Source organism: Variovorax sp. R-27 (genome assembly GCF_049913215.1).
Lineage (GTDB): Bacteria > Pseudomonadota > Gammaproteobacteria > Burkholderiales > Burkholderiaceae_C > Variovorax.
On the sequence record NZ_CP183984.1, the window covers coordinates 2809977 to 2832795 of the forward strand.

General features: G+C 65.4%; 22 protein-coding genes. 12 read left to right on the forward strand and 10 right to left on the reverse strand.

The window, feature by feature from the left end; genetic code table 11:
• Positions 1-236: 236 nt before the first annotated feature.
• The 3 genes from ACN9MV_RS12960 (at position 237) to ACN9MV_RS12970 (ending at position 3719) form a co-directional block, all read left to right on the forward strand.
• Complete coding sequence (locus ACN9MV_RS12960; RefSeq protein ID WP_307614493.1) at positions 237-1577, forward strand: hypothetical protein; 1341 nt, start codon at positions 237-239, stop codon at positions 1575-1577.
• 194 nt (positions 1578-1771) lie between these two features.
• Positions 1772-2773 (forward strand): tRNA dihydrouridine(20/20a) synthase DusA, encoded by a 1002-nt coding sequence (gene dusA, locus ACN9MV_RS12965; protein ID WP_093052401.1) that lies wholly within the window; start codon positions 1772-1774, stop codon positions 2771-2773.
• Between the two features lie 166 nt (positions 2774-2939).
• Positions 2940-3719 (forward strand): IclR family transcriptional regulator, encoded by a 780-nt coding sequence (locus tag ACN9MV_RS12970; RefSeq protein ID WP_093078044.1) that lies wholly within the window; start codon positions 2940-2942, stop codon positions 3717-3719.
• Between the two features lie 19 nt (positions 3720-3738).
• On the opposite strand, the gene ACN9MV_RS12975 is transcribed toward ACN9MV_RS12970, so the two are convergent.
• The 4 genes from ACN9MV_RS12975 to ACN9MV_RS12990 all read right to left on the reverse strand — a co-directional run bounded on the left by ACN9MV_RS12975 (position 3739) and on the right by ACN9MV_RS12990 (position 6755).
• A complete protein-coding gene (locus ACN9MV_RS12975) occupies positions 3739-4413 on the reverse strand; it encodes a winged helix-turn-helix domain-containing protein (RefSeq protein WP_426392582.1) in 675 nt (224 codons plus the stop codon).
• 180 nt (positions 4414-4593) lie between these two features.
• The gene (locus ACN9MV_RS12980; RefSeq protein WP_426392584.1) at positions 4594-5502 is read right to left on the reverse strand and encodes a DUF2145 domain-containing protein; all 909 of its coding nucleotides are present in this window, start codon (positions 5500-5502) and stop codon (positions 4594-4596) included.
• A complete protein-coding gene (locus ACN9MV_RS12985) occupies positions 5499-5960 on the reverse strand; it encodes a hypothetical protein (protein WP_426392585.1) in 462 nt (153 codons plus the stop codon). Before ACN9MV_RS12985 ends, ACN9MV_RS12980 begins: the two co-directional genes overlap by 4 nt.
• 132 nt (positions 5961-6092) lie before the next feature.
• A complete protein-coding gene (locus ACN9MV_RS12990) occupies positions 6093-6755 on the reverse strand; it encodes a DUF3313 domain-containing protein (RefSeq protein ID WP_307614496.1) in 663 nt (220 codons plus the stop codon).
• A 158-nt stretch (positions 6756-6913) separates the two neighbouring features.
• Between ACN9MV_RS12990 and ACN9MV_RS12995 the strand changes: the two genes are divergently transcribed.
• Positions 6914-7528, forward strand: coding sequence for a TetR/AcrR family transcriptional regulator (locus ACN9MV_RS12995; protein ID WP_093052382.1), 615 nt, complete (start codon positions 6914-6916; stop codon positions 7526-7528).
• Positions 7529-7534: 6 nt separating this feature from the next.
• Here ACN9MV_RS12995 and ACN9MV_RS13000 read toward each other — a convergent pair whose 3' ends face one another.
• Positions 7535-8176 (reverse strand): GntR family transcriptional regulator, encoded by a 642-nt coding sequence (locus tag ACN9MV_RS13000; protein ID WP_093052379.1) that lies wholly within the window; start codon positions 8174-8176, stop codon positions 7535-7537.
• Between the two features lie 128 nt (positions 8177-8304).
• Here ACN9MV_RS13000 and scpA point away from each other — a divergent pair, with 128 nt between their 5' ends.
• The 7 genes from scpA to ACN9MV_RS13035 are packed head-to-tail and all read left to right on the forward strand — an operon-like array spanning position 8305 to position 17162.
• Entirely contained in the window at positions 8305-10467 is a 2163-nt protein-coding gene (scpA, locus tag ACN9MV_RS13005; RefSeq protein ID WP_426392588.1) for a methylmalonyl-CoA mutase, read from the forward strand.
• Between the two features lie 8 nt (positions 10468-10475).
• Positions 10476-10949: a GNAT family N-acetyltransferase gene (locus ACN9MV_RS13010; RefSeq protein ID WP_093078050.1), complete on the forward strand. Its 474-nt coding sequence runs from the start codon at positions 10476-10478 to the stop codon at positions 10947-10949.
• Positions 10950-10993: 44 nt separating this feature from the next.
• The gene (gene meaB, locus ACN9MV_RS13015; RefSeq protein ID WP_426393163.1) at positions 10994-11992 is read left to right on the forward strand and encodes a methylmalonyl Co-A mutase-associated GTPase MeaB; all 999 of its coding nucleotides are present in this window, start codon (positions 10994-10996) and stop codon (positions 11990-11992) included.
• Positions 11993-12029: 37 nt separating this feature from the next.
• Positions 12030-13574, forward strand: a complete 1545-nt coding sequence (locus ACN9MV_RS13020; RefSeq protein WP_093052368.1) for an acyl-CoA carboxylase subunit beta — start codon at positions 12030-12032, stop codon at positions 13572-13574.
• A gap of 20 nt (positions 13575-13594) precedes the next feature.
• Positions 13595-15643, forward strand: coding sequence for an acetyl-CoA carboxylase biotin carboxylase subunit (accC, locus tag ACN9MV_RS13025; RefSeq protein WP_426392590.1), 2049 nt, complete (start codon positions 13595-13597; stop codon positions 15641-15643).
• Positions 15643-16677: a biotin synthase BioB gene (gene bioB / locus ACN9MV_RS13030; RefSeq protein WP_093052365.1), complete on the forward strand. Its 1035-nt coding sequence runs from the start codon at positions 15643-15645 to the stop codon at positions 16675-16677. The genes accC and bioB overlap by 1 nt, the downstream gene beginning before the upstream one ends.
• Positions 16674-17162 carry a VOC family protein gene (locus ACN9MV_RS13035; protein ID WP_426392592.1) on the forward strand — a complete coding sequence of 163 codons (489 nt, stop codon included), beginning with the start codon at positions 16674-16676 and terminating at the stop codon, positions 17160-17162. Before bioB ends, ACN9MV_RS13035 begins: the two co-directional genes overlap by 4 nt.
• Here ACN9MV_RS13035 and ACN9MV_RS13040 read toward each other — a convergent pair.
• On the reverse strand, positions 17152-17649 hold the full coding sequence (locus tag ACN9MV_RS13040) for an Lrp/AsnC family transcriptional regulator (RefSeq protein ID WP_093052359.1): 498 nt from the start codon (positions 17647-17649) through the stop codon (positions 17152-17154). The two genes, ACN9MV_RS13035 and ACN9MV_RS13040, sit on opposite strands and share 11 nt — an antisense overlap.
• A 122-nt stretch (positions 17650-17771) precedes the next feature.
• Here ACN9MV_RS13040 and yedA point away from each other — a divergent pair, with 122 nt between their 5' ends.
• Complete coding sequence (yedA, locus tag ACN9MV_RS13045; protein WP_426392594.1) at positions 17772-18701, forward strand: drug/metabolite exporter YedA; 930 nt, start codon at positions 17772-17774, stop codon at positions 18699-18701.
• Here the strand turns inward: yedA and ACN9MV_RS13050 are convergent.
• The 4 genes from ACN9MV_RS13050 to ACN9MV_RS13065 form a co-directional block, all read right to left on the reverse strand.
• A complete protein-coding gene (locus ACN9MV_RS13050; RefSeq protein WP_093052353.1) occupies positions 18667-19305 on the reverse strand; it encodes a LysE family translocator in 639 nt (212 codons plus the stop codon). The genes yedA and ACN9MV_RS13050 overlap by 35 nt on opposite strands.
• Entirely contained in the window at positions 19302-19934 is a 633-nt protein-coding gene (locus ACN9MV_RS13055) for an RnfABCDGE type electron transport complex subunit B (protein ID WP_426392596.1), read from the reverse strand. The genes ACN9MV_RS13050 and ACN9MV_RS13055 overlap by 4 nt, the downstream gene beginning before the upstream one ends.
• 25 nt (positions 19935-19959) lie before the next feature.
• A complete protein-coding gene (locus ACN9MV_RS13060; RefSeq protein ID WP_093052347.1) occupies positions 19960-21390 on the reverse strand; it encodes a polyhydroxyalkanoate depolymerase in 1431 nt (476 codons plus the stop codon).
• A gap of 157 nt (positions 21391-21547) precedes the next feature.
• Positions 21548-22744 carry an amino acid aminotransferase gene (locus ACN9MV_RS13065; RefSeq protein WP_093052344.1) on the reverse strand — a complete coding sequence of 399 codons (1197 nt, stop codon included), beginning with the start codon at positions 22742-22744 and terminating at the stop codon, positions 21548-21550.
• Positions 22745-22819: the final 75 nt, after the last annotated feature.

Below are 22819 nucleotides of genomic sequence, written 5' to 3' on the forward strand. Positions count from 1 at the left end.
ATCACGTCTGATCGGCAAGGCCCGAAATCCGGAAGCCGAGGACTGCTTGGGACATTCCAAAAAATCACCTAGGAAAAGTAATGGACCGTAGAAAGTTTTCGCTCACGATGGTGGGTGCGGCAGTGTTGGCCGGGTGCGGAGGAGGCGGGGGAAGCAGTGGTGGGTTTGCGTTTCCCCCGATTGCGAGTGCGCCGCCCGCTCCTGCACCCGAGGTGGCGCCTCCTGTGCCAGCGCCGGTGCCCGATCCCGGCCCTGTCGTACCTACGGCACCCGAGCTTGCAACGCCGACGTCCCTGCCGGCCGGCACGGCGTTCCTGCAAACCGTTGCCGCGACCGATGGTGATCGTTCCATCGCGCCCGGACAGGCCAATATCTGGGACCTGAATGAGGACTTCTCGATCGAGGATGGAGGTGACGACCAGTTCGACGGGACCTTGCATCTGCTCGTGGACGTCGGCGGCGTGCAGGCCGGATTCCCTTCAGACCAGACCTACGCGGAACTGACCGCACTGGGCCCGGAGATGGGGCCTTCGGACGGCGTCAAGGCGGTGACCTTCACCTCGGATACCAATTTCCTGCAAACCACAGGTGGGTACGCCTATCTGCACGCGGGCGCCGAGGTTCGTCTCCAGCAGACCTTGAACCTTGGCAGTGCCGTCGGACCCGGGATCTCGCTGGTCTGGGATGGAGTTCCCAGTCCAGGCAATGCCGCTGCTCCGATGTCGGATCCGGGCCAGTTCGGCCAGGTGGTTGTGCGCGATACGGCGGGCGCGCTGTTGGCGACGCTCTTCAAGGTCGATCTCAATGGGGTTTCCGGAACGTGGGGCTCGGCCTCGCTGGCAGCGTTTGTCGGCCAGACCGTGGTGCTGTCGTTCGAGCAGCGGGTATGGGTTAGCGGTTCGGCCATTGACAACGTGTCCGTCAAGGACGGTGCCAACACGGAATTCGTCGTCAATGGCGACTTCGAAGCCGCAGGCACGGGCTGGACGGTTTCGGCCTCGAAGATCGTGCAGAACGTGCGCACTGGCGTGAGAACCCTCAACGGACTCGAGGTGCAGCGCACGTTCTATACGCAACCCAACCTGCTGTGGGCGCGCATGACCGATGTCTTCCGCAATACCACCGCCGCGCCTATCGATGCCGTGGTGTCCTACGCGACCAACCTCGGCTCCGACAGCTTGGGCATCATCTACCCCACGCCGGGCGCAACCCAGAAAGCGCTGAGCACGTGGGACTACAAGTCGAACAGTGGAAATGTCGGAGATCGGGATGTCGGTTTTGCATTCGGCACTGCGGATGTCGTCAACTACAGGTCCGACACGGCACTTGGCGTTGGAGCCGGGACCGATGACGTGCTATTCCAGTTCAACATCTCGGTCCCGGCAGGCGGCAGCGTCACGCTGATGAACTTCCTGGTGATGTCGGGCACGGACACGGGCCTCGTTGCCACGGACATCACGGCAAGGGCGACCGAAGTGGATACGCAGCTTGCGGACATTGCCAATAACTTCCGGACCAACTTCGCTTACCAGCGGGGCCTGACCCAGGCTCAACTGGACACGGTGAAGAACTTCTAGGCGGTCGGCGGGCAGGCGGACTACTTCATCCGCCTGCCCCAGGGCAGCGATCTTCTGTCGCGCGCGAATCCCCTGAATCGTTGCCGCGTGAGAAACTACCGGCTTGATGTAGCCGATGCCCGTGCAGATGCTGACAGGACCGGCGAGCGAGGTCGGATCCCTGGTCTTCGAACGGTTGGCGGGGTTCCAAGTGTATGAGTGACAACGCTAAGCCATTGAATTTAAAAGAGAAAACCATCTCGGTCGCCCCGATGATGGATTGGACGGACCGCCATTGCCGGTACTTCCATCGCCTGCTGTCGCGCCACGCGCTGCTCTACACCGAGATGGTGACGACCGGCGCGCTGGTGCATGGCGACGTGCCCCGCCACCTGCGCTTCAACGCTGAAGAGCATCCGGTGGCGCTGCAGCTCGGCGGCAGCGAACCGGCTGACCTTGCGCACTGCGCAAAGCTCGGCGAAGAGTGGGGCTACGACGAGATCAACCTCAACTGCGGCTGCCCGAGCGAGCGCGTGCAGCGTGGCGCGTTCGGCGCCTGCCTGATGAACGAGCCGCAGCTGGTGGCCGACTGCGTGAAAGCGATGGTCGACGTGGTGAGCGTGCCCGTCACGGTCAAGCATCGCATCGGCATCGACAAGATCGAGAGCTACGAATTCGTGCGCGACTTCGTCGGCCAGGTGAGCGAGGCTGGCTGCCAGACTTTCATCGTGCATGCGCGCAATGCGTGGCTGCAGGGCCTGAGCCCGAAGCAGAACCGCGAGATTCCGCCGCTGCGCTACGAGCTGGTGCACAGGCTGAAGCACGAGTTTCCGGCGTTGTGCTTTTCCATCAACGGCGGCATCTCGGTCAATGCACAGGTGCATGAACACCTGCGTCTGCTCGACGGCGTGATGGTCGGGCGCGAGGCGTATCACAACCCCTGGTGGCTGGCCGAATGGGACGCCGAGTTCTTCGGTGCCGAGGCACAGCCCCTGACGCGCGAAGAGGTCGAGTCGCTGATGTGCGACTACATGGCCCGCGAGGCGGCCGAGCACGGCACGCAGTGGTGGTCGATCGCGCGGCACATGCTGGGCCTGCGCAACGGCCTGCCGGGCGCGCGCCGCTGGCGCCAGGTCTGGAGCGATCACCGGCTCAAGACGCTGCCTGCGCACGAGGTGATGGCGATGGCGCGCGAGCCTGTCACGCAAGCCGCCTGAACCCTAAGCGCATCACGCGCTTTCTCCCCGGGAAGCGGGCCTGTCACGACCCGCAATTTTTCAGTTGAAACGTTGTTCCAAAAAACGCTACTTCACGATAAGTGGCGCGTCAACCGTTTTTTGCTGAAAAATGAGGAGCATCAGGGACATAAAAAGGTTTGGATACATGAATGACGCGATTGGCGGCAAAGAAGAAGTAAGTGCGCTCGCCAGGGGATTGGCCCTTCTCCGGGTCATCGGCATGGCATCGGCACCGATAGGCAATCGCGAACTGGCAGACACCACGGGCATCCCCAAGGCCACGGTGTCGCGGCTCACCGCCACGCTGGTGAGTGCGGGGTATTTGCGACAGTCGCAGGACAGCGAGCGCTTCAGCCTCGGCCCGGCGCTGCTGGACATGAGCAGCCGCTACCTGCGCCATTTCGACCTGCGCACGGTGGCGCGGCCGCACCTTGCGGCGTTGTCGGAGTCGGCCGGCGTGAGCGTGCACATGGGCGTGCGCGACGAGCTCGACATGCTCGTCATCGATTCGCTGCGGCCGCGTTCCGTGGTCATCAGCTCGCGCATCGAGGTGGGCACGCGCATGGCCATCGCCACTTCGGCCGCCGGGCGCGCCTACCTGGCGGCGCTGCCCGCGCCGGAAAAAGCCGAACTGCTGGAGCAGATCCGGACCGAAAGCGGGGAAAGCTGGAGCGCCATCGAGGCTGGCCTGATGGCCAGCCTCGACGAGTACGACCGGCTGGGCTACTGCGGCTCTTTTGGCGAATGGAATCCGCACATCCACGCCATCGGCTTCGCACTGGAGGGCCCGCGCGGCGAGCGCTACTCCGTGAGTTGCGGCGGCCCCGCCTATCTTCTGCCCAAGGACACGATGGTGGTGCGCATCGCGCCGCTGCTGCTGGAGACGGCGCAGCGTCTCGTCGGGGAAACCGGTACGTCGACCTAGAACTGGGGGCCGTCCGGCCCTAGTGATCGTTGCGCAGCGCCAGCACGTAACCCTCGCCGCGTACGGTATGGAGCAGCTTCAGGTCGAACGGATCGTCCAGTTTCTGGCGAAGCCTGAGGATGCCGACCGTGACCATGTTGTCCCGCTCGCCGGTGCTTGATCCCCACGCGGCCTTGATCAGCTCGGCGCGCGACAGCACCTGGCCTCTGCGTGCCATCAGCGCGTCCAGAAGCTCGAACAGCGTGGCACTGAGGCCGAGATCCACGCCTTGACGAAACGCCTTGCCGCTCGCGCGATCGATGGCCAGGTCCGCCAGCCGCAGGACGGCCGCCTCCGGACCATGACCGCCTGACGCCAGCGCCCAGGCTCGCGCCACCAGATCGGCCGGTGCACAAGGCTTGACCAGGTACTCGGTCGCGCCCTGCGCCAGTCCTTCGAGACGGTCGGCCACCTGGTCTCGTTGCGTCAGCACCAGCAGCGGGGCACTGCTGTTGCGGCGAACGGAGCGTATCGCCACGTGCGCGGCGGCCGGTTGCGCGGCGTCAAGAAGAATCAGTGCGTACGGCTTGCCTGTGAAAAGCCACGCGTCGGCATCGCGGGAGTCGATCACGTCGACAGCCAGGCCACATCTTCCGAGCACGCCGCCAAGTTCGTCGCGCGTTCCGTTTCCGGATCTGAGAAGCAGGACGTTCATGGGGTGGAGCCCTTTGCCGGTGTCGAAGCAAGCGCGGCTGGAGCATTCGGGGACATATCGGGTTGCCTGTGCGCGCAACCGTCCATCAGAAAGACGCCGACCACCATCGCGAGCACGGCGACGTGGGCAACTGCAAAGCTGGAGAGGTACTTCATTTGCTGTCGTTTGCCCTTGAGTGTTTCAGTCGAGAAGGACGACGCGATCGCCGCCGGTGGGCTGGCAGCCGTCGAAGACGGGTTCCCAGCCGCGGTGCACCACGACCTGCCTGCTGTCGTGGCACAGCTCGATGCGCTCGCTTGCGGGGCGCTGTTCGCGCACGAAGGCTTCCACGGTCGAGGGCAGGCTGACGCGCAGCTTCAGCGCATAGATGTCGTCCTGCGGGTGGTCGTCCAGGTGCAGCAGCGGCACGAAGCTCGACGCGAAGACGAGCGCATGCGAGCCGACATCGACCGGCTCGGGCTTGTAGGGCGCCTCGCGCAGCCATTGCTGGGCGCGCTCGCGCAGGTCGTCTCCGTCGGGCAACTCGCCCCACGCCACGGCGAGCAGCTCCATCACCCACTGGTTGCAGTTCTGGTAGCGCAGGCTGAACGGATAGGCATTGGCGCTGTAGCGCGCAGCCAGCAGATGCAGGGCGCGCGGCGTGTCGAGCGCCGCGCCGCGCAGCGCCTGTGCCGCTTCGGAGGGCAGGGCCACGATGGAGACGTAGCCCAGCGCGGAGTCGTCGATGCCCATGACGAAGCCGGCCAGGCCCTGGTCGTAGAGGCGCGGGTGTCCTTCGTCGCAGGCGTAGTACAGCTGCCGCGCGGACCATGTGCCGTCCGCGGCTTTCCAGGCGATGGCGGCGTGGGAGTAGCGGATCTGAAAGCGCGAGAGATCGAGTCCGGAGCGGCTGATCAGCACGGCGTCGCTGCCTGTGTTCGAAAGCGCTTCCTGCACGACGGCGGTGAAGCGCAGCAAGCGATCCTGCTGACCTGCTGTGAGCGGTTTCGCGCGATCGCAGAATTGCGACGACGCCGCGTGCGCAACGCCACCCGCCAAGGCGAGGAAGGCTGAGAGCCCCAGCAGCAACAGACGGCGGGCGACGGTCAAAGGCTCACGGGGCGCGCGGCAAGCCCCCCGTACCAATCGTCGGCAAGCACGAGGTAGAACGCCTCGCGCGTGTCGCCACGTGCGAAGGCGGTGCCGTAGGTGCGCTGTTGCGCGTGCACGAGGTCGCCGAGGCCCAGGCGCTCCTTCGCGAAAGTGGCTTGCGGCAGTTCGAGCACGATGCGCTGCTGCGCGTCGCTGTCGCTCTGCATCGCGACGCGCGTGAAGCCCTCGCGACCGGTGGCTTGCGCGACTTCGGTGATGCGGTAGTCGCCTTCGGCCACCTTGTCGCCGTCGAACGAACTCTTGCTCGAACCGCGCAGCGATGCCGACACGCTGCCGCTCGATGCGGAGCCGGCGCTGGAGGCCACGGACGACGTGAAGCTGTCGGCCTGCGCATTGAGGGCCGTGGCGAGTACGGCTGTGATGCCCGCGAGGCGGAAGAAATTGAGGAAGGTCATGGAATGCTCCGGCTGTGTGTGAGGGAGGAAGTCATTTCGCGTGGAAGATGCCGAGCCTGGACCGGCGGGCCCGTGCGAAGGCGCACTGCAACTTGATGCAGGCCCTGCGCAGCCGTCTCCAGAGCGCCGTCGTCATTGCAGGTACGCGACCAGCTGGTCGGCGCCGTTTTCAATGCCTGCGATGGAAGCGCTCCGGGCCCCGATGCCGGCCTTGAGATTCCATGCATTCGGGTACTGCTTGGTGACGTAGGCGCCGAGCAGTTCGTTGGTCGAGGCGTCGTAGATTTCGACGGCAAAGCTCACCGAGCCCGTCATCGCGCCTTCCTTGCCGCGGATGGCCTGCACGGCGTTGTACGGGCCGCCCAGCAGGTCGAAGCGCGAGAAGGTGCTGAGCACGGCGGTGTTCGTCTTGGCGCCGGTGAGCGTCAGCTTGATCCGTACGGCGTTGGCGTTTCTGCCAGGAGCGTTCCGGAAGCGCGCATTCAGCTTGTCGGTGAACTGGTTCTGCATGTAGCGCGCCAGGAAGACCTTGTCCTCTTCCGACACGTCTTCGAACTGGCCGTCGCTGCCGCGGTAGATGGCGACCGGATCGAGGACGAAATCCGAATACCGCCGCCAGTCGATGTTTGCCTTGTATTCGAATGGAATGCGGCCGGAGTCGTCATGCTGGCTGGGTCGCAACTGGGACGCGGAGGCGATGCCGGTATACGGCACCGGCTGTGTGCTGGCACACGCCGTCAGGATCAGGCAGACCGCCAGGGTGATGGCCTTGGGGGCATCGGAAAGAGCACGCATCGCGTTCCTTGAATTGGGAAGAAGTGAATGGACAAGTGAATGAAGAGGGGCAACGACCGTGTCCAGATTTAAAACTGTACGGTACGGTTCATTATTGAGGTGGATTTTGGCGATGTCAAGAAAACTGTACAGTTGGGTATTCTTTTGAGGGAAATGCGATGAAGGTCAGGACAGAAGCGCGGCGCAACGTCATCCTTGAAGCGGCGGTGGCGCTGTTCAAGGAGCTGGGTTACGAGCGCACGTCGATGAACGAGCTCGCAAAGCGCCTGGGTGGGTCGAAGGCCACCCTGTACGGATACTTCGCCTCGAAAGAGGAGCTCTTCAGGGCGGTCGTGCAAACCGTGGCCGTTTCGCATCTGGCTGAGGCCGCGGCCGAGTTGCAGGAGGCGAACGAGACCGCCACGCTCGAGGCGCAATTGATGCGGTTCGGCGAGCGGATGCTGTTCGTGCTGACCAACGACGCGGACGCGCTGGCGGTCTACCGGATGGTTCTTGCCGAAGCCGGGCGCTCCGACGTGGGGCAGCAGTTCCAGGAGTCGGGGCCTGCCGAATACATCCGAACCCTCGCGGGGTTCATGGATGCGGCGATGAAGCGTGGCGAACTACGGCGCCGGGACCCACACGTGACCGCGCTGCAGTTCACCACGTTGATCACGGCGGAGACCCAGGCGCGGCTCTTCCAGGTCGACCCCGAGCCCGTGTCGGTAGAGCAGATTCACGCGCTGGTTCAGCGCGCCGTCGACATGTTTCTCGCCGGTGCCGCGCCGCGCTGAAAGGCGCTAGTTCGCGGCTTCGAGTCCGTTCTGGAAGTGCTCGCGCATGCGGGCCATGGCGGCTTCCGCGTCCCGCGCCTCGATGGCCGCCATCACCGAGCGGTGCTCCGCCAGCGACTCGGCGATCCGGCCGGCTTTCAGCAGCGAGTTGTGCCGGTTGAGCTTCATCACCTTGCGCAGGTCGGCCACCATCTGGTCGCGCCACTTGTTGTTGGCGATGGCCAGCAATCGCATGTGAAAGCGCTCGTTCAGGGCGAAGAAGTGCTCCCGGTTCTCGGGCGAGGCTGCTGCTTCCAGCTCGGCGTGCAGCGCCTTCAGCTCGGCGCGCTGTGCGTCGGTGGCGCGCTCGGCCACCACGCCGGCGGCGTCGCTCTCCAGCAGCGAGAGCAGGTGGTACACGTCGGTCAGGTCCTGCTCCGACACCTCGGTCACGTACGCGCCGCGCCGCACCTTCATCGTCACCAGGCCTTCGGCCGCCAGCACCTTCAGCGCCTCGCGCAGCGGCGTGCGGCTGATGCCGTATTCCTCGGCCAGCTTGAGTTCGTCGATCCAGCTGCCGGGCTCCAGCTCGCGGCGAAAGATCCGCTGGCGCAGCAGCTCGGCCACCTCTTCATAGAGGGCGCGGGGGGTGAGGGTGACGGCGGACATGGGCCGGACTGTACTTCAAAAACGGTGTTTGAATTAATAATTATGGATCGGTTAGACTCGCGGCCGGCTTGCAAATCCGTGCAGGCGAATTTGCGAATACCCTGCAAGACACTGCGAACGGCCCCTTCATGAGCAGCACACCCGAACCCTCTTTCAAGCCCGCCGACCTCGAAGCCTGGGCCAAGGCTGCTGCCAAGTCCGCACCCGGCGGCGACGTGAACGCGCTGAACTGGATCACGCCCGACGGCATCGCCGTGAAGCCGCTGTACACCGCCGCCGACCTGCAGGGCCTGAAGTACACCGACACGCTGCCCGGCTTCGAGCCCTACCTGCGCGGCCCGCAGGCCACCATGTACGCAGTGCGCCCCTGGACCATCCGCCAGTACGCCGGCTTCTCCACCGCCGAAGAGTCGAACGCCTTCTATCGCAAGGCGCTGGCCGCCGGCGGGCAGGGCGTGAGCGTGGCCTTCGACCTCGCCACGCACCGCGGCTACGACAGCGACCATCCGCGCGTGACCGGCGACGTCGGCAAGGCAGGCGTGGCAATCGACTCGGTCGAGGACATGAAGATCCTGTTCGACCAGATCCCGCTCGACAAGGTCAGCGTGTCGATGACGATGAACGGCGCCGTGCTGCCGGTGCTGGCGGGCTACGTGGTCGCGGCCGAAGAGCAGGGCGTGGCGCAAGACCAACTGAGCGGAACCATCCAGAACGACATCCTCAAGGAGTTCATGGTCCGCAACACGTACATCTTTCCGCCAGCGCCGAGCATGCGGATCATCGGCGACATCATCGAGTACACGGCGCAGAACATGCCCAAGTTCAACTCGATCTCGATCAGCGGTTACCACATGCAGGAAGCCGGCGCCAACCAGGCGCTGGAGCTCGCCTTCACGCTGGCCGACGGCAAGGAATACGTGAAGACCGCGCTGGCCAAGGGCCTCGACGTCGACGGCTTTGCCGGGCGCCTGAGCTTCTTCTGGGCCATCGGCATGAACTTCTATCTCGAAGTGGCCAAGATGCGCGCGGCGCGCCTGCTGTGGTGCCGCATCATGAAGGAGTTCAACCCCAAGAATCCCAAGAGCCTGATGCTGCGCACGCACTGCCAGACCTCGGGCTGGTCGCTCACCGAGCAGGACCCGTACAACAACGTGGTGCGCACCACCATCGAGGCAATGGCCGCGGTGTTCGGCGGCACGCAGAGCCTGCACACCAACGCGCTCGACGAAGCCATTGCGCTGCCCACAGAGTTCAGCGCCCGCATCGCGCGCAACACGCAGCTCATCATCCAGGAAGAGACGCACATCACCAACGTGATCGACCCCTGGGCCGGCAGCTACATGATGGAGAAGCTCACGCAGGACATGGCCGACGCGGCCTGGGCCATCATCGAAGAGGTCGAGGCCATGGGCGGCATGACCAAGGCGGTCGACAGCGGCTGGGCCAAGCTCAAGATCGAAGCCGCCGCCGCCGAGAAGCAGGCGCGCATCGACTCCGGCAAGGACGTGATCGTCGGCGTCAACAAGTACAAGCTGAAGAACGAGGACGCGATCGACAGCCTCTCGATCGACAACGTGAAGGTGCGCGACCAGCAGGTGGCGCGGCTGCAGAAGATCCGCGCCTCGCGCGACACCGCCAGGGTGCAGGCCGCGCTCGATGCGCTGACCGACGCCGCCGAGAACAACACCGGCAACCTGCTGGCGCTGAGCATCGACGCCGTGCGTCTGCGCGCCACGGTGGGCGAGATTTCGGACGCGCTCGAAAAATCATTCGGCCGCCATCGGGCCGACACGCAAAAGGTGACCGGTGTGTACGCAGCTGCCTATGACTCCGCCGAAGGCTGGGAAGCCCTCAAGACCGAAATCAACGCCTTCGCGGAGGAGCAGGGCCGCCGTCCGCGCGTGATGATCTCCAAGCTCGGGCAGGACGGCCACGACCGCGGCGCGAAGGTGGTGGCCACGGCATTTGCCGACCTGGGTTTCGACGTGGACATGGGGCCGCTCTTCCAGACCCCCGAAGAATGCGCGCGCCAGGCCATCGAGAACGACGTGCATGCAGTGGGCGTGAGCACGCTCGCAGCCGGCCACAAGACTCTTGTGCCGGCCATCATCAATGAGCTCAAGAAGCAGGGCGCGGACGACATCATCGTGTTCGTCGGCGGTGTGATTCCGCGGCAGGACTACGACTTTCTCTACGAGGCCGGCGTCAAGGGTATCTACGGACCGGGCACGCCCATTCCGGCCAGCGCCAAGGACGTGCTGGAGCAGATTCGCGCGGCGGTCACGGCCTGAGGCGCGACGTGGGCGATCTCTTGTCGCGGCTGTCGCTGCAGCCGGTGGATTCCAGCGATTTCGAAGCCATGCTGGCCCTGCGCATCGACGCGATGCGCCCGAGCCTGGAGCGCGTGGGCCGTTTCGATGCAGCGCGTTCGCGCGAGCGCCTGAGCGCGGGCTTTGTCGTTCCGTACATGCACCACATCGTGCTCGACGGCGACCAGCGCATCGGCTTCGTCACGCTCAAGCCCGAGGACAGCGACGCGCTGCGCCTCGACCATCTCTACCTGCGCACCGGCTTCCAGGGCCTGGGCATCGGTGAATGGGTGCTCGAATGGGCCAAGTCGCAGGCGCGCGCGCAGCGGCTGGACATCAAGCTCACCGCGCTCGTGAAGAGCGACGCCAACCGCTTCTACCTGCGGCACGGCTTCGTGCTCGAGGGCGGGGAGGGCGTCGACCTGCACTACCGCTGGCGCGTGGCCTCGGAGGCTGCGTGCTGAATACGGCACAGGCGCTCGAACGCGCCGTTGCCGAAACCGACGGCATGGCGCAACGGCGCGCCATCGCAAAAGCCATCACGCTGCTCGAATCGACGCGCGCCGACCATCGCACGCAGGCCGACGAACTGCTCACGGCATTGCTGCCGCGCACGGGCAACTCGTTCCGCCTCGGCATCTCGGGCGTGCCGGGCGTGGGCAAGTCGACCTTCATCGAAACGCTGGGCCTGCTGCTGATCGGCAAGGGCCATCGCGTGGCGGTGCTCACCATCGACCCGTCGTCCACCGTGTCGGGCGGCTCCATCCTCGGCGACAAGACGCGCATGGAACGGCTCTCGGTGCACGAGCGCGCCTACATCCGGCCGAGCCCTTCGAGCGGCACGCTGGGCGGTGTGGCCGAGAAGACGCGCGAGGCCATGCTGGTGTGCGAAGCGGCCGGCTACGACATCGTGATCGTCGAAACCGTCGGCGTGGGCCAGAGCGAAACCGCTGTGGCCGGCATGACCGACATGTTCGTGCTGATGCAACTGCCCAATGCCGGCGACGACCTGCAGGCGATCAAGAAGGGCGTGATGGAGCTGGCCGACCTTGTCGTCATCAACAAGGCCGACATCGACAAGGACGCCGCCACGCGCGCGCAGGCTCAGATCACTTCGGCACTGCGTCTCTTCGGCCACCAAGGCAACCCCGATCACGCGCATGCGGTGCACGACGCGCACAGCGGCGTGGAGGTGCGCTTCTGGCTCCCCAAGGTGCTGCAGCTGAGCGCGCTTGCCAACACCGGCGTCGATGCCTTCTGGGACGCCGTCACGCAATTCAGGCAACTTCAGACCGCCAACGGCAAGCTCGCCAAGCGCCGCGAGAAGCAGGCCACCGCGTGGATGTGGGAGCGCATCGACGCCGGACTCAAGCACGCCTTCAGGCATCACCCGCAGGTGCGCGAGCTGCTGCCCCAGCTCACGCAGCTGGTGGCGCAGGGCACGTTGCCGGCATCGACCGCGGCGCGCAACCTGCTCGCCGCAGCCGCCATCACGGCCAGACCATGAGACACGAAATTCAGGACCACAGCTTCGGAAGCACACCATGCAAGAACTGATCGAACAACTCGAAAAGCGTCGCGCCCAGGCGCGTCTCGGCGGCGGACAGAAGCGCATCGACGCGCAGCATGCCAAGGGCAAGCTCACGGCGCGCGAGCGCATCGAGCTGCTGCTCGACGACAACACTTTCGAAGAATGGGACATGTTTGTCGAGCACCGCTCGGTCGATTTCGGCATGGCCGAGCAGAAGATTCCCGGTGACGGCGTGGTCACCGGCTACGGCATGATCAACGGCCGCCTGGTGTTCGTGTTCAGCCAGGATTTCACCGTCTTCGGCGGCGCGCTCAGCGAGGCGCATGCCGAAAAAATCTGCAAGGTGATGGACCAGGCCATGAAGGTCGGCGCGCCCGTCATCGGGCTGAACGACTCGGGCGGCGCGCGCATCCAGGAAGGCGTGGCCTCGCTCGGCGGCTATGCCGACGTGTTCCAGCGCAACGTGATGGCCTCGGGCGTGGTGCCGCAGATCAGCATGATCATGGGCCCCTGCGCGGGCGGCGCCGTGTATTCGCCGGCCATGACCGACTTCATCTTCATGGTGAAGGACAGCAGCTACATGTTCGTCACCGGCCCCGAGGTGGTGAAGACCGTGACGCACGAAAGCGTCACGGCCGAAGAGCTCGGCGGCGCCATCACCCACACCACGCGCAGCGGCGTGGCCGACATGGCGTTCGAGAACGACGTCGAGGCGCTGCTGATGCTGCGCCGCCTGTACAACTACCTGCCGCTCAACAACCGCGAGAAGCCTCCGGTGCGCCTGGGCAACAACGGCCTGGGCGACCCGGCCGACCGCCCCGACTACTCGCTCGATACGCTGGTGCCCGACAACCCGAACAAGCCCTACGACATCAAGGAGCTGATCCTGAAGGTAGTGGACGACGGCGACTTCTTCGAGCTTCAGCCCGACTACGCGAAGAACATCGTGATCGGCTTTGCCCGCATGGAAGGCCAGACCATTGGCATCGTTGCGAACCAGCCGTTGGTGCTCGCGGGCTGCCTCGACATCAAGAGCAGCATCAAGGCCGCGCGCTTCGTGCGTTTCTGCGATGCGTTCAACATTCCGGTCGTCACCTTCGTCGACGTGCCCGGCTTCATGCCCGGTACGGGGCAGGAGTACGGCGGCATCATCAAGCACGGCGCCAAGCTGCTCTACGCGTATGCGGAGTGCACGGTGCCGAAGATCACCGTCATCACGCGCAAGGCCTACGGCGGCGCCTACGACGTGATGGCCTCGAAGCATCTGCGCGGCGACGTCAACCTTGCCTGGCCCCGTGCCGAGATCGCGGTGATGGGCGCCAAGGGCGCGGTGGAAATCATCTTCCGCGAGGACAAGAACGACCCCGAAAAACTCGCCGCCCGCGAGGCTGAATACAAGGCCCGTTTCGCCAACCCGTACGTGGCGAGCGCACGCGGCTACATCGACGACGTGATCCTGCCGCACGAGACGCGCAAACGCATCTGCCGTTCGCTGGTGATGCTGCGCGAGAAGAAGCTCGAGAACCCGTGGCGCAAGCACGGGAACATTCCACTGTGAGCGGCACGGAGAAGAAGAACATGTTCAAGAAGATCCTGATTGCGAACCGTGGCGAAATCGCCTGCCGCGTCATCCAGACGGCGAAGAAGATGGGCATCCTCACCGTCGCTGTCTATTCCGACGCCGACAAGGAAGCCCGCCACGTCGAACTGGCCGACGAGGCCGTGCACATCGGTGCGGCGCCCAGCCGCGAGAGCTACCTGCAGGCCGACCGCATCATTGCCGCCTGCAAGAAGACCGGCGCCGAGGCGGTGCACCCGGGCTACGGCTTCCTGTCGGAGAACGAAGCCTTCGCGCGCAAGGTCGAGGAAGAGGGCATTGCCTTCATTGGCCCGAAGCACTATTCGATTGCGGCAATGGGCGACAAAATCGCCTCGAAGAAGCTCGCGAACGAAGCCCAGGTCAACACCATTCCGGGCTGGAACGACGCCATCGAGACGGCTGAGCGCGCCGTCGAGATTGCCAAGGACATCGGCTACCCCGTGATGATCAAGGCCTCGGCCGGCGGCGGTGGCAAGGGCCTTCGCGTGGCCTTCAACGACAAGGAAGCCTTCGAGGGCTTCACCTCGTGCCGCAACGAGGCGCGCAACAGCTTCGGCGACGATCGCGTGTTCATCGAGAAGTTCGTCGAGGAGCCGCGCCACATTGAGATCCAGGTGCTGGGCGACTCGCACGGCAACGTGATCTATCTGAACGAGCGCGAGTGCTCGATCCAGCGCCGGCACCAGAAGGTGATCGAGGAGGCGCCGTCGCCCTTCATCTCCGACGCCACGCGTCAGGCGATGGGCGAGCAGGCGGTGCAATTGGCCAAGGCCGTGAAGTACCAGAGCGCAGGCACGGTGGAGTTCGTGGTCGGCAAGGACCAGAGCTTCTACTTCCTGGAGATGAACACGCGCCTGCAGGTGGAGCACCCGGTGACCGAGTGCATCACCGGCCTCGACCTCGTCGAGCTGATGATCCGCGTGGCGGCCGGCGAGAAGCTGCCGCTGACGCAAGCCGAGGTGAAGCGCAACGGCTGGGCCATCGAGTGCCGCATCAACGCCGAAGATCCGTTCCGCAACTTCCTGCCCTCGACCGGCCGGCTGGTGAAGTTCCAGCCGCCGGGCGAAACCATGTTCGCGAGCGACACGCAGCACCTGCAAGGCGTGCGCGTGGACACGGGCGTGTACGACGGCGGCGAGATCCCGATGTATTACGACTCGATGATCGCCAAGCTCATCGTGCACGGCAAGGACCGCCAGCATGCGATTGCCCGCATGCGCGAGGCGCTCAACGGCTTCGTGATCCGCGGCATCAGCAGCAACATTCCGTTCCAGGCGGCGCTGCTGGCGCATCCGAAGTTCGTGGCGGGCGACTTCAACACCGGCTTCATCGCCGAGCACTACGGCAAGGGCTTCCACGCGGAAGACGTGCCGCACGCCGATCCATCGTTCCTGATCGCGCTCGCGGCCTACGTGCATCGCCGCTACCGCGCGCGTGCCTCGGGCATCAGCGGGCAGCTCGAAGGCCACGGCGTGAAGGTGGGCGAGCAGTTCGTGGTGGTCGAGCTGGGGCCGGAAGGCAAGCACGTGCACCATCCGGTGTCGGTCACCGACTTCCATGGCAAGACCGGCGCGAGCGCAGTGGCCGTGGGCGGCAAGACCTACAAGATCGACAGCAGCCTGGCGCTGGGAGCGATCCGCGTGCAGGGCACGGTCAACGACAAGCCCTTCACCGCGCAGGTGGAGCGTGGCGCGGGCAAGAGCCCGCTGGCGCTGCGCGTGTCGCACGACGGTACGCAGATCGAGGCGATGGTGCTGTCGCCGCTGGGCGCGCGCCTGCTCGAGCTGATGCCCTACAAGGCGCCGCCGGACCTGAGCAAGTTCCTGATGTCGCCGATGCCGGGCCTGCTGGTCGAGGTGTCGGTGCAGCCGGGCCAGCAGGTGCGCGCTGGCGAGAAGCTGGCCGTGATCGAGGCCATGAAGATGGAAAACGTGCTGTTCGCCACGCAGGACGGCGTGGTCGGCAAGATTTCGGCGGGCAAGGGCGAATCGCTCGCCGTCGATCAAATCATTCTGGAGTTCAACTGATGGGTGCCAACGACTTGCAACAGGCGATCACGCTGCACCGGCCCGCGAAGGCCGCTGCCCCCAAGACCGAGGGCCCGTGGTCCGTCGAGGCGATCCAGACGCTGCTCGACAAGCCGCTGATGGACCTGCTGTTCGAGGCGCAGACCGTGCACCGCCAGCATTTCCCCGAAGGCGACATCGAGCTGGCCACGCTGCTGTCGGTCAAGACCGGCGGCTGCCCCGAGAACTGCGGCTATTGCCCGCAGTCGGCCGAGTTCGATACCGGCGTGAAGGCGCAGAAGCTCATGGAGGTCGACGAGGTGCTGCGCGCCGCGCAGGCCGCCAAGGACGCTGGCGCCACGCGCTTCTGCATGGGCGCCGCATGGCGCGCCCCGAAGGACCGTGACGTGGAGAAGGTGGCCGTGCTGGTAGAGGCCGTGAAGGGGCTCGGCATGCAGACCTGCGCCACGCTCGGCATGCTGGAGCCGCACCATGCGCACCAGCTCAAGGCCGCGGGCCTCGATTACTACAACCACAACCTCGACACCGCGCCCGAGTACTACACCGACGTGGTCGACACACGCACCTACCAGGACCGGCTCGACACGCTGGCCCATGTGCGCAGCGCGGGCATCAGCGTGTGCTGCGGCGGCATCGTCGGCATGGGCGAAGCACCGGTGCACCGTGCGGGGCTGATCGCGCAACTGGCCAACCTGAATCCGTACCCGGAATCGGTGCCGATCAACAGCCTGGTGCGCGTGCCCGGCACGCCGCTGGCCGACTCGGACCCGGTCGACCCCTTCGACTTCGTGCGCATGATCGCGGTCGCGCGCATCACCATGCCGACCGCGCGCGTGCGCCTGTCGGCCGGCCGACAGCAGATGGGCGACGCGGTGCAGGCGCTGTGCTTCATGGCGGGCGCAAATTCGATCTTCTACGGCGACAAGCTGCTCGTTACCGGCAACCCCGACGTCGAAGCCGACACGGTGCTGCTGCGCAAGCTGGGCCTGAATGCGCGGCAGGTTCAGGAGCAGCCGGAAGGCTGTGCCGCATGACCACTGTCGCACGCCCCTTCAAGGTGCTGGGCATCCAGCAGATCGCCATCGGCGGGCCCGACAAGCTGCGGCTGCAGAAGCTGTGGGTCGACATGCTGGGGCTCGAAGTCACGGGCACGTTCAAGAGCGAACGCGAGAACGTGGATGAAGACATCTGCGCGATGGGCGTGGGCCCGTTCAAGGTCGAGGTCGACCTGATGCAGCCGCTGGACCCGGAGAAGAAGCCCGCCGTTCACACGACGCCGCTCAATCACGTGGGGCTGTGGATCGACGACTTGCCCAAGGCCGTCGAATGGCTCACGGCGCAGGGCGTGCGCTTTGCGCCGGGTGGCATCCGCAAGGGTGCAGCCGGCTTCGACATCTGCTTCCTGCACCCGAAGGCGAACGACGAGTTTCCGATCGCGGGCGAGGGCGTGCTCATCGAGATGGTGCAGGCGCCGCCCGAGGTGGTGACGGCGTTCAGCGCGCTCGCAGCTACGCGTTGAGCACCTTCCTGATCGGCGGCTTCACGTCCGAGCGCTGAGGCGGCAGCATCGCCTGATGCTCGCGCGCCGGATTCAGGATGATCGAGGTCGCCGTCTCGGTAAGGATGCAGAACTTGGTGACCACCGCGTCGAGGTGGCTCACGTCGATCACCGCGATCTCGAGGATCCAGCTGTCCTCTCCGGTCACGTTGTAGGCATTGACGCATTCGGGCGTGTCCTGCACCAGTTTCACGACGAGGTCGTAGTCCGCGCGCCCGACGCGGATGATCGCGCGGATGCCGTAGCCCAGCTTGCCGAGGTTGACGGTGGCGCGGTAGCCGCTGATGACGCCCGCAGCCTCCAGTTTCTTCACGCGCTCGGTTACTGCCGGCTGGCTCAGGTGCACGCGGCGGCCCAGTTCGGCCATGGTCAGGCGCGCATCGGCCTGCAGTTCGGCGAGGATGCGGGTGTCATGGGCGTCCAGCGCGGGGTTCAAGGGAAAGTCCATGAAACTCCTTCAAATCGACGGTTTGGCGAGGGCAGAACCATGAAATCTGCATGGCTGCCGAGGGATGGCTTTCATACCATGACCAGCACCCAATACCAAGAATCAGAAGAGACACCTTCGACATGCCTACCCTCGCTTCTCCCGCCCATGCCACGCCAGCCGCGGGCCGCCCCGGATTGCCGCCGCTGCTGTGGCTCTGCCTTGCCGCCACCTGGGTGGTGTGGGGCTCGACCTACCTCGCGATCAAGTACGCGCTGATCAGCTTTCCGCCGTTCTTGCAGATGGGCTCGCGTTTCCTGGTCGCGGGTGTGCTGCTGGCAGCGTGGATGCGCTGGCGCGGCGCGCCGTGGCCCTCGCTGGTGCAGTGGCGCAACGCCTTCATCGTCGGCGCGCTGATGCTGGGCGGCGGCATGGGCGGCACGGCGAACGCCGAGGTGTCGATCGGTTCGGGGCTGGTGGTGGCGTTCATCGCGGTGATTCCACTGCTGATTGCGCTGCTCAATCTGATCTGGGGTGTGAAGCCGTCGCGGCTCGAAGCCGCGGGCATCGCTCTCGGCCTCGTCGGCGTGCTGATGCTCACGCAGGGCAGCGGCTTCCGCTCTTCGCCCGAAGGACTGGTTGCCATCTGCATTGCCTGCGTCTGCTGGTCGCTTGGCAGCGTGCTGAGCCAGCGCAGCCTGCCGCTGGCGTCCGGTGCGATGGGCTTCGCGAGCGAAATGCTCTGCGGCGGCGTGGTGCTGATGGGGCTCGCCGCGGTGTCCGGCGAAACGATGAACTGGCCGCCGCAGGCCGAAGCGGTCGCTGCGTGGATCTATCTGGTGGTGTTCGGCTCGCTGATTGCCTTCAACGCCTACATGGTGCTGCTGGCCAGGGCGCCGGCCGCGCTGGCGGCGAGCTACACCTTCGTGAACCCGGTGATCGCGATGCTGCTGGGCGTGTGGATCGCCAACGAGGCGGTCACGCGCTTCGAGTGGTATGCGGTGGCCGTGGTACTGGCGGGTGTGCTGCTGTTGCTCTTCAAGCGCCGGGGCGGCGCCACACCGCAAGCGTAGCCGCGAGCAACCACATGCCGGCCGCGCAACCGCGGTTCATTGCCCTGAGGCCCCGCTGCGAGAGGAAGCGCACGGCCTGTGTGCCGGCCGATGCATAGGCCAGCATCACGCAGGTATCGAGTACGACGAACACCGCGCCCAGCAGCAGGTACTGCGGGCCTTGCGGCTTCGCGATGTCGACGAACTGCGGCAGGAATGCCGCGAAGAACAGCACCGTCTTCGGGTTCGACAGCGCCACCATGAGGCTGCGCAGCAGCGCGACACGGCCCTGCGGACGGACTTCGAGCGGCGACTTGGCCAGCGCGGTGCGCAGGTCGGTGGTTTCGCTGCGCCACAGCTTGATGCCCAGCCATACGAGGTAGGCCACGCCTGCGACGCGGATCGCATTGAAGAGCCACTCCGAGGCCGCCAGCAAAGAGCCCAGTCCGAGCGCGACGACGGCGATCAGGGTGATGCTGCCGAGCGACGCACCCGCAATGCCCCAGCTCGCGCGGCGCATGCCGCCCTCGATGCCGTTGGACAGCGCCAGCAGCATCGTTGGCCCCGGAATCAGGGCCAGCGCGAGCGAAGCGACGATGTAGATGAGCAGGGTGTCGAGCGTCATGGTTTGGTGGCTGGTGGGCGTTGTTGCGAGGCGGCGCGGGCACGCGCCAGGGCGGCTTCGACGATGGCGCGCTTGCGGGCGCCGGCGTCTTGCGGGGCTTCGGGCTCGGGCGCCGTTTCGGCCAGCCGGGCGTCGGTGTTGCGGCGCCTGCCATGCACTTCGTAGCGGTGCCGGGCACTTTCGGCCTGCTCGGCCGACCAGGCTTGCCAGCCGCTGAGGCCCGGCGTCTCGACTTCGAGCGAGATGCAATCGACGGGGCAGACCGGAATGCACAGTTCGCAGCCCGTGCAGTGGGCTTCGATCACGGTGTGCATGCGCTTGTTGATGCCGACAATGGCGTCGGTGGGGCAGGCGTCGAGGCACAGCGTGCAGCCTATGCACCAGGCCTCGTCGATGACGGCCATGGCACGCGGGCCTTCGGTGCCGAACTGGGGATCGAGGGGGAGCGTTGCGCGGCCGGTAAGCAGTGCGAGCCGCTCGATGCCTTCAGCGCCGCCCGGCGGGCACTGGTTGATGCCGGCCTCGCCGTCAGCCACGGCCTGTGCGTAGCCTGCGCAATCCGGGTAGCCGCACCGTGTGCACTGCGTTTGAGGCAGTGCGTCGTTGATGCGTGCGGCCAGCCCGTTCACTTGGTGATGAGGTTGCGTGCGCTCTTCAGCGCGCCGCACCGGTGCCGGGCTTCTTGCGCGCAGCGGGCTTCTTCACTGCCACGGCCGTGGCCTTCTTTGCCGGCAGCTTCTTGGCCGCGACGGCGGGCACCTTGCGGCCGGGCTTGATGCTGTCTTCGGCGGCCAGGCCGCCGCGGTTGCCGGCGCGGCTCTGGGGCTGGTCGTTGGCCGCGATGAATTTCAGCACCTTCGGGTAGACCAGTTCGCGCCAGCGGCGGCCGCTGAAGATGCCGTAGTGGCCAGCGCCTTTCACTTCATAGTGCTCGCGCTTGTCATTGGCTATGCCGGTGCACAGGCTGTGCGCCGCTTCGGTCTGGCCCGAGCCCGAGATGTCGTCGAGTTCGCCTTCGACCGTGAGCAGGGCGGTCGAGTGGATGTCCTGCGGGTGCACGCGCTCCACCTGACCCTGGGGGTTCTTGACGTCCCAGGTGCCGTTGACCAGGTCGAATTCCTGGAACACGGTGCGGATGGTCTCGAGGTAGTAATCGGCGTCCATGTCGAGCACGGCGTTGTACTCGTCGTAGAACTTGCGATGGGCCTCGGCGCTGGCGTCATCGCCCTTGATCAGGTCCTTGAAGTAGTCGTAGTGGCTGCTGGCGTGGCGGTCGGGGTTCATGGCCACGAAGCCGGTGTGCTGCAGGAAGCCAGGGTAGACCTTGCGGCCCGCACCCGGAAAGCCCTGCGGCACGCGGTAAATCACGTTGTTCTCGAACCACTCGTAGCTCTTGTTCATCGCGAGGTTGTTCACCGCGGTCGGCGACTTGCGTGCGTCGATGGGGCCGCCCATCATGGTCATGGTCAGCGGCAGCTGTTCGCCGCGGCTGGCCATGAGCGAAACGGCCGCGAGTACCGGCACCGTCGGCTGGCACACGCTTACCACGTGGCAGTTACCGTATTCGGCCTGCAGGCGGCGGATGAACTCCTGCACGTAGTTGATGTAGTCGTCGAGGTGGAACTCGCCTTCGGACAGCGGCACGAGGCGCGCGTTCTTCCAGTCGGTGATGTAGACCTTGTGGTCCTGCAGCATGGTGCGCACGGTGTCGCGCAGCAGCGTGGCGTAGTGGCCCGACAGGGGCGCCACGATCAGCACCACGGGCTGGCTCTTGAGCGTCTTGAGAATGTGCGGCTCGTCGGTGAAGCGCTTGAAGCGGCGCAGCTCGCAGAACGGCTTGTCGAGTTCGACAGCCTCCTGGATCACGACCTCTTCGCCGTCGACCTTGACGGACTTGATGTTGAACTCGGGCTTCTCGTAGTCCTTGCCGAGGCGATAGAGCAGGTCGTAGCCGGCGGCCATGCGCTGGGCCATGGGCAGCTGGCCCCACACGGCGCCCTGGCCGTAGAGCTTGGAGGCAGCCTGTGCGAAGTCCGAGAACGGCTCCATCAGGGAACGCTGGGCTTCGTAGAGTTGATAGAGCATCGCTGGTCTTGGAGTGGAATGTTGCGGTGCAATATATCAGCGCATTCGCTGCGTTGCAGGGGGCCTTACCCCTACATCGGCCCCGCCGCGAGGGGCCTTCTTCCACAGAATGTGAAGGAATCGTCGCGAAGGCGATTCCCTCACACCTTGTTGTCACCTAGATGACTTTGGCGATCGAGGCGCAGACGTACTCGATGTTCTTGCTGTTGAGCGCGGCCACGCACATGCGGCCGGTGTCGGTGCCGTACACGCCGAACTCATTGCGCAGGCGCACCATCTGGTCCTTGCTCAGGCCCGAGTAGCTGAACATGCCGATCTGCGTGGTGATGAAGCTCATGTCTTCCTTCACGCCGGCGGCCTTGAGGCCGTCGACCAGCTTCTGGCGCATGGCCTTGATGCGCACGCGCATCTCGCCCAGTTCTTGTTCCCACAGGGCGCGCAGTTCGGGGTTGCCGAGCACCGCGGCCACCACGGCGCCGCCGTGCGTGGGCGGGTTGCTGTAGTTGGTGCGAATGGCGATCTTGAGCTGCGACAGCACGCGGCCGGCTTCTTCCTTGCTTTCGCACAGCACCGACAGGGCGCCCACGCGCTCGCCGTACAGGCTGAAACTCTTGGAGAACGAGGTCGAGACGAAGAAGGTCAGGCCGGCATCGACGAACTTGGCGACGGCGGCGCCGTCTTCCTTCAGGCCGTAGCCGAAGCCCTGGTAGGCCATGTCGAGGAAAGGCACGAGACCCTTGGCCTTGACGGTGGCGACGACCTGGTCCCACTGCTGCGACGTGATGTCGTAGCCGGTCGGGTTGTGGCAGCAGGCGTGCAGCACGACGACGGTGCCGGCAGGGGCTGCGTTGAGCGCGGCCAGCATGCCGTCGAAGTTGATGCCGCGCTTGGCGGCGTCGTAGTAGGGGTAGCTTTCGACTTCGAAGCCGGCGTTGGTGAACAGCGCGCGGTGGTTTTCCCAGCTCGGGTCGCTGATCAGCACCTTGGCGTTGGGGTTGAGCTTCTTCAGGAAGTCGGCGCCGACCTTCAGGCCGCCAGTGCCGCCGATGGCCTGGATGGTGGCCACGCGGCCCGAGGTGACGGGTTCGCTGTCGGCGCCGAAGACCAGCGCCTTGACAGCGTTGTCGTATGCGGCAATGCCATCGATGGGGAGGTAGCCGCGCGCCGTGGGCGCTTTCATCATGTTCTGCTCGGCCGCCTGCACGCACTGCAGCAGTGGCAGCTTGCCGTTGTCGTCGTAATAGACGCCGACGCCGAGATTGACCTTGTTGGGGTTGGTATCGGCTGCAAATTGCTCGTTGAGGCCGAGGATCGGGTCGCGCGGCGCCATTTCGACCGCGGTGAACATAGACATGGAAAGGTCCTTTGGGATGAAAGCTTCGCTGCAACCGGAGGAGGCTTTATCCTTTCCGGTTGCCTTGAATTTTAC

Excerpts from the sequence above, each read along its gene's own strand:
- dusA (WP_093052401.1), top strand. The coding sequence starts at position 1,772 with ATGAGTGACAACGCTAAGCCATTGAATTTAAAAGAGAAAACCATCTCG.
- ACN9MV_RS12970 (WP_093078044.1), top strand. The coding sequence starts at position 2,940 with ATGAATGACGCGATTGGCGGCAAAGAAGAAGTAAGTGCGCTCGCCAGG.
- ACN9MV_RS12975 (WP_426392582.1), bottom strand. The coding sequence starts at position 4,413 with ATGAACGTCCTGCTTCTCAGATCCGGAAACGGAACGCGCGACGAACTT.
- ACN9MV_RS12985 (WP_426392585.1), bottom strand. The coding sequence starts at position 5,960 with ATGACCTTCCTCAATTTCTTCCGCCTCGCGGGCATCACAGCCGTACTC.
- ACN9MV_RS12990 (WP_307614496.1), bottom strand. The coding sequence starts at position 6,755 with ATGCGTGCTCTTTCCGATGCCCCCAAGGCCATCACCCTGGCGGTCTGC.
- ACN9MV_RS12995 (WP_093052382.1), top strand. The coding sequence starts at position 6,914 with ATGAAGGTCAGGACAGAAGCGCGGCGCAACGTCATCCTTGAAGCGGCG.
- ACN9MV_RS13000 (WP_093052379.1), bottom strand. The coding sequence starts at position 8,176 with ATGTCCGCCGTCACCCTCACCCCCCGCGCCCTCTATGAAGAGGTGGCC.
- scpA (WP_426392588.1), top strand. The coding sequence starts at position 8,305 with ATGAGCAGCACACCCGAACCCTCTTTCAAGCCCGCCGACCTCGAAGCC.
- meaB (WP_426393163.1), top strand. The coding sequence starts at position 10,994 with ATGGCGCAACGGCGCGCCATCGCAAAAGCCATCACGCTGCTCGAATCG.
- ACN9MV_RS13020 (WP_093052368.1), top strand. The coding sequence starts at position 12,030 with ATGCAAGAACTGATCGAACAACTCGAAAAGCGTCGCGCCCAGGCGCGT.
- accC (WP_426392590.1), top strand. The coding sequence starts at position 13,595 with ATGTTCAAGAAGATCCTGATTGCGAACCGTGGCGAAATCGCCTGCCGC.
- bioB (WP_093052365.1), top strand. The coding sequence starts at position 15,643 with ATGGGTGCCAACGACTTGCAACAGGCGATCACGCTGCACCGGCCCGCG.
- ACN9MV_RS13035 (WP_426392592.1), top strand. The coding sequence starts at position 16,674 with ATGACCACTGTCGCACGCCCCTTCAAGGTGCTGGGCATCCAGCAGATC.
- ACN9MV_RS13040 (WP_093052359.1), bottom strand. The coding sequence starts at position 17,649 with ATGGACTTTCCCTTGAACCCCGCGCTGGACGCCCATGACACCCGCATC.
- yedA (WP_426392594.1), top strand. The coding sequence starts at position 17,772 with ATGCCTACCCTCGCTTCTCCCGCCCATGCCACGCCAGCCGCGGGCCGC.
- ACN9MV_RS13050 (WP_093052353.1), bottom strand. The coding sequence starts at position 19,305 with ATGACGCTCGACACCCTGCTCATCTACATCGTCGCTTCGCTCGCGCTG.
- ACN9MV_RS13060 (WP_093052347.1), bottom strand. The coding sequence starts at position 21,390 with ATGCTCTATCAACTCTACGAAGCCCAGCGTTCCCTGATGGAGCCGTTC.
- ACN9MV_RS13065 (WP_093052344.1), bottom strand. The coding sequence starts at position 22,744 with ATGTCTATGTTCACCGCGGTCGAAATGGCGCCGCGCGACCCGATCCTC.